The 9,832-nt window shown below is 71.3% G+C and carries 8 protein-coding genes and 1 pseudogene; 7 read left to right on the forward strand and 2 right to left on the reverse strand.

The window, feature by feature from the left end; translation table 11 throughout:
• Positions 1-230: 230 nt before the first annotated feature.
• The 6 genes from ACO1BR_RS13800 (at position 231) to ACO1BR_RS13825 (ending at position 6,884) form a co-directional block, all read left to right on the forward strand.
• On the forward strand, positions 231-995 hold the full coding sequence (locus ACO1BR_RS13800) for an IclR family transcriptional regulator (protein ID WP_426795349.1): 765 nt from the start codon (positions 231-233) through the stop codon (positions 993-995).
• Positions 996-1,222: 227 nt separating this feature from the next.
• Positions 1,223-2,011 (forward strand): MIP/aquaporin family protein, encoded by a 789-nt coding sequence (locus tag ACO1BR_RS13805; protein ID WP_426795350.1) that lies wholly within the window; start codon positions 1,223-1,225, stop codon positions 2,009-2,011.
• A 47-nt stretch (positions 2,012-2,058) separates the two neighbouring features.
• Positions 2,059-3,621, forward strand: a complete 1,563-nt coding sequence (gene glpK, locus ACO1BR_RS13810) for a glycerol kinase GlpK (protein ID WP_426795351.1) — start codon at positions 2,059-2,061, stop codon at positions 3,619-3,621.
• 13 nt (positions 3,622-3,634) lie between these two features.
• Positions 3,635-5,239 carry an FAD-dependent oxidoreductase gene (locus ACO1BR_RS13815; RefSeq protein ID WP_426795352.1) on the forward strand — a complete coding sequence of 535 codons (1,605 nt, stop codon included), beginning with the start codon at positions 3,635-3,637 and terminating at the stop codon, positions 5,237-5,239.
• A gap of 30 nt (positions 5,240-5,269) precedes the next feature.
• Positions 5,270-6,103, forward strand: coding sequence for an LLM class flavin-dependent oxidoreductase (locus tag ACO1BR_RS13820; RefSeq protein ID WP_426795353.1), 834 nt, complete (start codon positions 5,270-5,272; stop codon positions 6,101-6,103).
• Positions 6,104-6,212: 109 nt separating this feature from the next.
• Positions 6,213-6,884, forward strand: a complete 672-nt coding sequence (locus tag ACO1BR_RS13825) for a FadR/GntR family transcriptional regulator (RefSeq protein ID WP_426795354.1) — start codon at positions 6,213-6,215, stop codon at positions 6,882-6,884.
• Between the two features lie 47 nt (positions 6,885-6,931).
• On the opposite strand, the gene ACO1BR_RS13830 is transcribed toward ACO1BR_RS13825, so the two are convergent.
• Both ACO1BR_RS13830 and ACO1BR_RS13835 read right to left on the reverse strand, forming a co-directional pair.
• The gene (locus ACO1BR_RS13830; RefSeq protein ID WP_426795355.1) at positions 6,932-7,702 is read right to left on the reverse strand and encodes an SDR family NAD(P)-dependent oxidoreductase; all 771 of its coding nucleotides are present in this window, start codon (positions 7,700-7,702) and stop codon (positions 6,932-6,934) included.
• Between the two features lie 395 nt (positions 7,703-8,097).
• Positions 8,098-8,394 (reverse strand): annotated as a pseudogene (locus tag ACO1BR_RS13835) (enolase C-terminal domain-like protein); the annotation flags it as partial.
• Positions 8,395-8,674: 280 nt separating this feature from the next.
• Here ACO1BR_RS13835 and ACO1BR_RS13840 point away from each other — a divergent pair.
• Entirely contained in the window at positions 8,675-9,751 is a 1,077-nt protein-coding gene (locus ACO1BR_RS13840) for a PAC2 family protein (RefSeq protein ID WP_426795356.1), read from the forward strand.
• Positions 9,752-9,832: the final 81 nt, after the last annotated feature.

The raw sequence follows: 9,832 nt of genomic DNA on the forward strand, positions 1-9,832 counted from the left end.
CCCGTGGTTGCGACGGCTGTCGGCTTTGCACCCTCCTGGAGAGGGCGCACCCGGCCAGCGTAGCTGCCGGGCACGGGACAGGTGTTCCCCGTTCCACGCCGTGGACAGCGGCACCCGGGTGAGGCTCCGTCGACTATCCATGATCGTTGTTGGCCCGAATCGCTCCCCAAGAGTCGGCATGGGCCGATATCGTTCAGCATTGTCGAACCGCTTACTTCGGAGGTCGCCCGATGGCACGCACCATCCAGTCGTTGGAGCGGGCAGCCGCAATGCTGCGGCTGCTCGCGGGGGGAGAACGGCGGCTGGGGCTCTCCGACATCTCCTCCTCACTGGGCCTGGCCAAGGGCACCGCGCACGGCATCCTGCGCACGCTCCAGCAGGAGGGCTTCGTCGAGCAGGACGCGGCATCGGGCCGCTACCAGCTCGGCGCCGAGCTGCTGCGCCTGGGCAACAGCTATCTCGACGTCCACGAACTGCGCGCCCGCGCCCTGGTGTGGACCGACGACCTGGCCCGCTCCAGCGGGGAGAGCGTCTATCTGGGCGTGCTGCACCAGCAGGGCGTCCTGATCGTGCACCACGTCTTCCGGCCGGACGACAGCCGGCAGGTGCTGGAGGTCGGCGCGATGCAGCCGCTGCACAGCACGGCGCTGGGCAAGGTGCTGTCGGCGTACGACCCGGTGGCGCACAGCGAGGTCGTGGAGGCGGAGCGGGAGCCGTTCACGCCGCGGACGGTGACCGGGCTGACGGACTTCGAGGGGCTGCTGGACCTGACGCGGGCGCGCGGCTGGGCCGCGGACGTGGAGGAGACCTGGGACGGGGTGGCCTCCGTCGCCGCGCCGATCCACGACCGGCGGCGGATGCCGGTGGGCGCCGTGGGGGTCACCGGAGCCGTGGAGCGGGTGTGCCGGGACGGCGAACTGCGGCCGGAAATCGTCGCTGCGGTGAGGGATTGCGCACGTGCGGTGTCCAGGGATCTTGGCGCAGGGCGATTTTGACCGGTTTCGCGGCAAATGTTCACCTAAGTTTTTCGCCACAGCGCTCTTGACGGGGTCTGGGAGGTGAACAAAACTGCCGTTCGTCGGTCGGCATTGTCGAACACCTAACGGCAATATTCGCTATGGTGTGGACTGCCGCGGGCCGACCAACGCCCTCTCGGAGGGTGCGGACCACCGGAGGGACCCGGGGTTCGCCTTCCCCTGGACGAAGGACAAAGGAGTCGCCGGTGTCCAGCTCCGACATCTTCATCAGCGAGACCATCGGTACCGCTGTACTGATCTTGATGGGTGGCGGCGTCTGCGCCGCCGTCACGTTCAAGCGCTCCAAGGCGTTCAACGCCGGATGGGTCGCCATCGCCTTCGGGTGGGGCTTCGCCGTCCTCACGGGTGCCTACATCGCCGCGAAGTCCGGCGCACACCTCAACCCCGCCGTCACCATCGGCCTCGCCATCAAGGGCGCCATCCAGTGGAGCCAGGTGCCGGTGTACTTCGCCGGCGAGATGCTCGGCGCCATGATCGGCGCGGTGCTGGTGTGGGTCGTGTACTACGGGCAGTTCCAGGCCCACCTCACCGACCCCGAGGTGCTGGCCAACCACACCAGTGAAGAGGGCATGGTCGACCCGACCTCCGCGCCGCAGGCCGGCCCGGTGCTCGGCATCTTCTCCACCGGTCCGGAGATCCGGAACGTCGTGCAGAACCTGGCCACCGAGATCATCGCCACCACCGTGCTCGTGCTGTCGATCCTCACTCTCGGTCTGAGCGACAACGGCAAGGGCGTCGGCACCATCGGCACCCTGCTGGTCGCCCTCGTCGTCGTCGGTATCGGTCTGTCGCTCGGCGGCCCGACCGGGTACGCCATCAACCCGGTCCGCGACCTCGGTCCGCGCATCGTGCATGCGCTGCTGCCGCTGCCGAACAAGGGCGGTTCAGACTGGGGTTACGCCTGGATCCCGGTCGTCGGCCCGGTCATCGGCGGCGTCATCGCCGGCGGCATCTACCAGGTGGCGTTCGCCTGAGCCGTCCGACCGCCCGCCTCCCGCACAGACTTCTTGGAGCACACACCATGAGCGACACCCACAGCACCTCCTCCCACGGGCACGGCACTTCCTCCCACGGGCATGGCCCGTTCATTGCGGCCATCGACCAGGGCACCACGTCCAGCCGCTGCATCGTCTTCGACAAGGACGGCCGGATCGTCTCGGTCGACCAGAAGGAGCACGAGCAGATCTTCCCGAAGCCGGGCTGGGTCGAGCACGACGCGTCCGAGATCTGGACCAACGTGCAGCAGGTCGTCGACAACGCCGTCCAGAAGGCCGGGATCACCTCCGCCGACGTCAAGGCGATCGGCATCACCAACCAGCGCGAGACCACCGTCCTTTGGGACAAGAACACCGGTGAGCCGGTCCACAACGCCATCGTCTGGCAGGACACCCGCACCGACTCGCTGTGCAAGGAACTCGGCCGCAACGTCGGCCAGGACCGCTTCCGCCGGGAGACCGGGCTGCCGCTCGCCTCGTACTTCGCCGGACCGAAGATCCGCTGGCTGCTGGACAACGTCGAGGGCCTGCGCGAGCGCGCCGAGCGCGGCGAGATCCTCTTCGGCACCATGGACTCCTGGGTCATCTGGAACCTCACCGGCGGCGTCGACGGCGGCCACCACGTCACCGACGTCACCAACGCCTCGCGCACCCTCCTGATGAACCTGCACACCCTGGAGTGGGACGAGAAGATCCTCGCGTCGATCGACATCCCGGCGGCCGTGCTGCCCGAGATCCGCTCCTCCGCCGAGGTCTACGGCACCAGTGCCTCGGGTGCGCTCGCCGGCGTCCCGGTCGCCTCGGCGCTCGGCGACCAGCAGGCCGCGCTCTTCGGCCAGACCTGCTTCGACCAGGGCGAGGCCAAGTCCACGTACGGCACCGGCACCTTCATGCTGATGAACACCGGCCACGAGCCGGTCAACTCGTACAACGGGCTGCTCACCACTGTCGGTTACCGCATCGGCGACCAGCAGCCGGTCTACGCGCTGGAAGGCTCCATCGCCGTCACCGGCTCGCTCGTCCAGTGGATGCGCGACCAGATGGGGCTCATCAACAGCGCGGCCGAGATCGAGACCCTGGCCAGCACGGTCGAGGACAACGGCGGCGCGTACTTCGTGCCGGCCTTCTCCGGCCTGTTCGCCCCCTACTGGCGCTCGGACGCGCGCGGTGTCATCGCGGGCCTGACCCGCTACGTCACCAAGGCGCACATCGCCCGAGCCGTCCTTGAAGCCACCGCCTGGCAGACCCGCGAGATCACCGACGCCATGACCAAGGACTCCGGCGTCGACCTGACCGCGCTCAAGGTCGACGGCGGTATGACCTCCAACAACCTGCTGATGCAGACCATCTCGGACTTCCTGGACGCACCCGTGGTGCGCCCGATGGTCGCCGAGACCACCTGCCTCGGCGCTGCCTATGCGGCCGGACTGGCCGTCGGCTTCTGGTCCAGCACCGACGAACTGCGCGCCAACTGGCGCCGGGCCGCCGAATGGACCCCCCGCATGGACGCGGCCACCCGTGACCGCGAGTACAAGAACTGGCTCAAGGCCGTCGAGCGGACCATGGGCTGGATCGACGACGAGAGCTGACGAGGAGCACATCATGAGCACCCTGCAGAGCGTCCCGGCCCTCGGGACGCACCCGGCCGACGGTTCCACCCCGAGCCGCGCCGAAACCCGGGAGCAGCTGTCCAAGGCGACCTACGACCTCCTGGTGATCGGCGGCGGCATCCTGGGCATCTCCACCGCCTGGCATGCCGCGCAGGCCGGGCTGCGGGTGGCCTTGGTGGACGCCGGCGACTTCGCCGGCGCCACCTCCTCCGCTTCCTCCAAGCTGCTGCACGGCGGGCTGCGCTACCTGCAGACCGGTGCGGTCAAGCTGGTCGCGGAGAACCACTTCGAGCGGCGTGCGGTCTCCCGCCAGGTCGCCCCGCACCTCGCCAACCCCCTCACCTTCTACCTGCCCGTCTACAAGGGCGGCCCGCACGGCGCGGCCAAGCTCGGCGCCGGTGTCTTCGCCTACTCCGCGCTGTCCGCGTTCGGCGACGGCGTCGGCCACGTCATAAGCCCGGCCAAGGCCCAGCGCGACGTGCCGGAGCTGCGCACCGACAACCTCAAGGCCGTGGCCGTGTACGGCGACGACCAGATGAACGACTCCCGGATGGCCCTGATGACCGTCCGCGCAGCCGTCGCGGCCGGCACCACGGTCCTCAACCACGCCGAGGTCACCGGCCTCCGCTTCACCCAGGGCCGGGTCACCGGAGCCGAGCTCAAGGACCGCATGGACGGCGGGGAGTTCGGCGTCAACGCGCGCCTGGTGCTCAACGCGACCGGCCCGTGGGTCGACCACCTGCGCACGATGGAGGACCCGAACGCGGCTCCCTCCATCCGCCTCTCCAAGGGCGCCCACCTGGTCCTCAAGCGGACCGCCCCCTGGAAGGCCGCGCTGGCCACCCCGATCGACAAGTACCGGATCACCTTCGCCCTCCCCTGGGAGGACATGCTGCTCCTCGGCACCACGGACGAGGAGTACGAGGGCGACCCCGCGGACCTCACGGTCACCGAGAAGGACACCGCCCAGATCCTGGACGAGGCCGCGTTCTCCATCCGCGACCAGCAGCTGTCCCGCGACCTGATCACCTACTCCTTCGCGGGCCTGCGGGTGCTGCCCGGCGGCCCCGGCGACACCTCCAAGGCCAAGCGCGAGACGGTGGTCACCGAGGGCAGCGGCGGCATGCTGTCGGTCGCCGGCGGCAAGTGGACGACCTTCCGGCACATCGGCCGCACCGTCATGAACAAGCTCGCCGCGCTGCCCGGCCACCCGCTGGCCGACGACATGGAGCCGATCTCGCAGCTGCCGAAGAAGCTCCCGCTGCCCGGTATCGCCAACCCCAACGCGGTCGCCCACCGGCTGCTCGTCGACGGCGGCACCCCCGGACCGCGGATGGCTCCCGAGACCGCGCGGCACCTCGCCACCCACTACGGCTCGCTGTCCTTCGACATCGCCCGGCTGGCGAACGACGACCCGGCGCTGGCCGAGCGGATCCACCCGGACGCGCCGGAGATCTGGGCGCAGGTCGCCTACGCGCGCGACCACGAGTGGGCCGAGACGGTCGACGACGTGCTGCGCCGCCGCACCACGCTGACCATCCGCGGGCTGGACACGGAGGACGTGCGGGCCCGGGTCAAGGGGATGCTGGAAGGCTGACACCGTTAGCTGACGGTGCGTCAGAGCGCCGTGGGTGAACGGCGATGGGGCGGTCACAGGGCCGCCCCATCGTCGTGTCCGGGTACGCAGGTCAGCGCCCGCGGCCGGATCGAGCTGGTCGTCGGCAAGGGCGCGGAAGCCGGCCACTTCGGGCTCTTCGGGCTCGACGAGGCGCGGCAGTGGGACCTCCAGGCCGAGAAGTACGCGCTGCTGCGCCGCCTGTGGAGCGAGGAAGGCGTGGACTGGGAGGGCGAGTTCCGGCCGCCGCTGAAGAACGTGACGACGGTGCCGCGCCCCTACGGCGGGCCGCCGCGCATCTGGCACGGCTCCGCCACCAGCCGCAACTCCCCCGAACTGGCCGCGCGACACGGCGATCCGCTGTTCACCGCGAACGCGATCCAGCCGCGCGCCGCCTACGCCGAACTCATCGCGTACTACCGGGAGCGGTTCGCCGCGTACGGCCACGACCCGGCGCGGGCGCGGGTCGCCGCGGGCTCCGGCGGGCTGCTCGTCGCGGACAGCGAGCGGCAGGCCGTGGCGCGCTACAAGGACCTCTACGAGGCAAAGGTCGCCCAGACCTTCCAGCCGCACCTGGCGGGCCGGGCCGGCTACAACACCCCCTTCCGCACCATCGAGGACGCCATCGCCGACGGCCCCCAGCTGATCGGCTCCCCGCAGCAGATCATCGACAAGATCCTGGGCTACCACGAGGCGTACGGGCACGATCTCCAGTCGATCACCGTCGACGGCTTCGGCCTGGAGCACGCCGAACAGCTGGAAACCCTCCAGCGGTTCGCCGAGGAGATCGCGCCCGTGGTGCGCCGGGAGGCACCCAGCACGCTGTGGGAGGAGGCGGGGCCGTAGCGCCTCGGAGCCTGTCCGGTGGGGGGCCGGCGGGTCATAATGGGCCAGACATCGGATGTCTGTGCCGGCCGGTGCGGAGGTCCGGACAGGTCCGAGCGGGAGGGCGGCCATGGCGGTCACCGACGAGGCCATCGAGAAGATCAAGGGAATGATCGTCTCCGGGGCACTGCGGCCGGGCGACCGGCTGCCGAAGGAGAGCGAGCTGGCGGCCGAACTCGGGCTGTCCCGCAACTCCCTCCGGGAGGCGGTGCGGGCGCTCTCGCTCATCCGGATCCTGGACGTCCGCCAGGGCGACGGCACCTACGTCACCAGCCTGGACCCGCAACTCCTCCTGGAGGCCATGAGCTTCGTGGTGGACTTCCACCGCGACGACACGGTCCTGGAGTTCCTGGCCGTCCGCCGGATCCTGGAACCGGCCGCCACCGGCATGGCCGCCGGCCGCATCCAGCCGGCCGAACTGGACGGGCTGGAGGCGAAGTTGGACGCGCTGGGCCCGCAGCCCGCGGTGGAGGACCTGGTCGCCGGCGACCTGGAGTTCCACCGGAGGATCGTGGCCGCGTCCGGCAACTCCGTGCTCTGCTCGCTGCTGGACGGCCTGTCCGGGCCGACCACCCGCGCCAGGATCTGGCGCGGGCTGACCCAGAAGGACGCGGTGGCCCGCACCCTCACCGAGCACCGGGCGATCCTCGGCGCGCTCCGCGACGGGGACGCGGAGGCGGCGCGGGCCTGGGCGACGGTGCACATCGCGAGCGTGGAGCAGTGGTTGCGGGCCTCGCTGTGACCGCCACGGTGCGCTGAGCGCCGCGCCGTCGACCGCGGGACCGGCGCTCAGACCGCGAAGCCGCCGTCGACTGCGATCGCCGCCCCCGTGATGTACCGGCCGCCGTCGCCCGCCAGATGGGCCACGGTGGCCGCCACGTCCGCGGGCCGCCCGTAGGAGCCGAGGGAGGTCAGCCTGGCCTGCAGCTCCGCGCTGGTGCCGTCGGCCGGGTTCATGTCGGTGTCGACGGGGCCGGGGTGGACGAGGTTGACGGTGATGCCGCGCGGGCCCAGCTCCCGGGCGAGCGTCTTGGTGAGGCCGATGAGCGCGGTTTTGCTGGTGGCGTAGAGGGAGCCGCCGGGGAAGGCGGCCCGCTCGGCCATGCAGCTGCCGATGGAGATGATCCTGCCCCCCTCGGGCAGATGTCCGGCCGCGGCCTGCGCCGCGAGGAACGGCGCCCGGACGTTGGTGTGCAGCACCCGGTCGACATCGGCGAGACAGATCCCCTCGAAGGGCCCGAGCACGCCGACCCCGGCGTTGTTGACCAGGATGTCGAGCCGCCCGAACCGCGCCACGGTCCCGGCGACCGAGGCCCACACCGCCTCCGGGTCGGCGCCGTCGGCCCGCACCGCCCAGCCCGTGCCGCCCGCCTGCTCGATCCGCCCGACGACCTGCCCGGCCCGGCCTTCGCGGCTGTGGTACGTCAGCGCCACCGCCGCACCGTCGGCCGCCAGCCGTTCGGCGATCGCCGCGCCGATGCCGCGGCTGCCGCCGGTCACCAGGGCCACCTTGCCAGCGAGGGGGCGGGCGTCGGGGGCCGTCGCCGTCGTCTCCGTCATCGCAGTCCCCACAGTCGTCGGAGTCACCGCAGTCCCCACAGTCGTTGGAGTCGTTGGAGTCGTTGGAGTCGCTGGAGTCGTTGGAGTCGCTGGAGTCGTGTGGGTCATCTTCGTTGCCTTTGCGTCGAGTTCGTCGGGTGCGTCGAGGACGGCCGCTGGAGGGCGCCGGTGTGCGCTTCCTCCGCGGCGTGACTCGATCCTCCGGCGCGGCACCGCCCCGGGCTGGCGGAATCCGGACGCCGCGTCCGGGCGCCGCGTCCGCGCCCCGGCGGGTCCCGTTACGCCCCGATCCCGTACACCCGCCCCGCCGTCCTCCCGAACACCGCGGCCCGCTCCCCCGCGGTGAGGTGGCCGGTGGCGGACTCGGCGAGCGCGGGGCTGGCCCCGTCCTCGCCCTCGATCCAGTACGGGGTGTACGGCGCCGGCGCGGTCATCCAGCGGACTGCCTCGGCCACGTCCCAGCGCTGGTTGGCGTCGACCGCGATCCGGACGGCGGCGGCCATGACGTCGTTGCTGCGCCCGATCGTGCGGCACGAGCCGTACCCCCGCGGCCCGCCGGAGGCGCTCAGGACCACATAGGCGGCGGAGTGGTCGGGGTCCGGGTGCATGGCGTCCGAGCCGTCGAGCTGCTCCGAGGTGGGGAAGCGGACGTCGTGGACCTCCAGCCCGGTGACGGTGTCGGTTACGGCCATGGGCACGCTCCCTGGGATGTCGCGCGGATGTCGGACGAACATCGGACCTTTCTCGGTCCTCCGATGTATAGACCTCGCCTCTCGGCCCCGTCCTGACCCCGTACGGAAGTTGGCCGGACAACTCCCTGCACCACCCGAAACAGATCGGATGTATCTGCACCTCTTCCTGCACAGGGGCTGCGGAACGCCACCGCGGAAGCCGTAGTCTTGGGAACGCACGCACAGGAACTGCAGCCGGCGGCCGTCCCCCACGGCCGGACCGGCCGGAAGGAGGCGCTGGGTGATCGAGCTGGAGGGGGTGCCCGAGCTGATCGACCCGGTCATGGTGGCTGCGTTCGAAGGCTGGAACGACGCCGGCGACGCCGCCTCCGCCGCGGTCGCCCATCTCGACCGCGAGTGGAAGGGCGAGGTCTTCGCCGCGCTCGACGCCGAGGACTACTACGACTTCCAGGTCAACCGCCCGACGGTCTTCCTGGAGAACGGCGTCCGCAAGATCACCTGGCCCACGACCCGGCTCTCCGTCGTCCGGGTCGGCGACACCGACGGCAAGGGCCGCACCCGCGACCTCGTCCTGGTCCGGGGGATCGAGCCGAGCATGCGCTGGCGCTCGTTCTGCAACGAACTCCTCGGCTTCGCCCATGAGTTGGGCGTCGAGATGGTGGTGGTGCTGGGTTCCCTGCTCGGCGACACCCCGCACACCCGCCCGGTCCCGGTCAGCGGCGTCACCTCCGACGCGGACCTGGCCGGCCGGCTGGACCTGGAGGAGTCGCGATACGAAGGCCCGACCGGCATCGTCGGCATCCTCCAGGAGGCGTGCACGCACGCGGGCATCCCGGCGGTCAGCCTGTGGGCGGCGGTGCCGCACTACGTCTCCCAACCGCCCAACCCCAAGGCCAGCCTCGCCCTCCTCAACCGCCTGGAGGACCTGCTCGACGTACGGATCCCGCTGGGCGAGCTGACCGAGGACGCCCGCGCCTGGCAGCTGGGCGTGGACCAACTCGCCGCGGAGGACAGCGAGGTGGCCGAGTACGTCCAGTCGCTGGAGGAGGCCCGGGACACCGCCGAACTGCCCGAGGCGTCCGGCGAGGCCATCGCCCGCGAGTTCGAGCGCTATCTCCGCCGCCGCGACCCGCAGGCCGGCCCTGGCGTGGCGACCGAGGGCGGGCTCACCGACGGCCGCGACGGCTCCTACCTCCGCGACGCCGCCAGCGGCCGCACCCGCTCCCCGCGTTCCGCGCCCAAGGAGCCGCGCGAACCCCGCCCGTCGGACGCCCCGGAGGGACCGGAGGCCGGCGGCGGCCCCGGCACCGGCGGGAAGCCCGGCGACGGCCCGGACGACACCGGCACCGAGCACTGAACCGGTAACCGGACGCACGGAACCGGACGCACGGAAAAGGGGTGCCCCCGCCACTCGGCGGGGGCACCCCCGACGTATGGG

The organism is Streptomyces sp. YGL11-2, assembly GCF_050054615.1.
In the GTDB taxonomy this organism is placed as follows: domain Bacteria; phylum Actinomycetota; class Actinomycetes; order Streptomycetales; family Streptomycetaceae; genus Streptomyces.

Excerpts from the sequence above, each read along its gene's own strand:
- ACO1BR_RS13800 (WP_426795349.1), top strand. The coding sequence starts at position 231 with ATGGCACGCACCATCCAGTCGTTGGAGCGGGCAGCCGCAATGCTGCGG.
- glpK (WP_426795351.1), top strand. The coding sequence starts at position 2,059 with ATGAGCGACACCCACAGCACCTCCTCCCACGGGCACGGCACTTCCTCC.
- ACO1BR_RS13825 (WP_426795354.1), top strand. The coding sequence starts at position 6,213 with ATGGCGGTCACCGACGAGGCCATCGAGAAGATCAAGGGAATGATCGTC.
- ACO1BR_RS13830 (WP_426795355.1), bottom strand. The coding sequence starts at position 7,702 with ATGACGGAGACGACGGCGACGGCCCCCGACGCCCGCCCCCTCGCTGGC.
- ACO1BR_RS13815 (WP_426795352.1), top strand. The coding sequence starts at position 3,635 with ATGAGCACCCTGCAGAGCGTCCCGGCCCTCGGGACGCACCCGGCCGAC.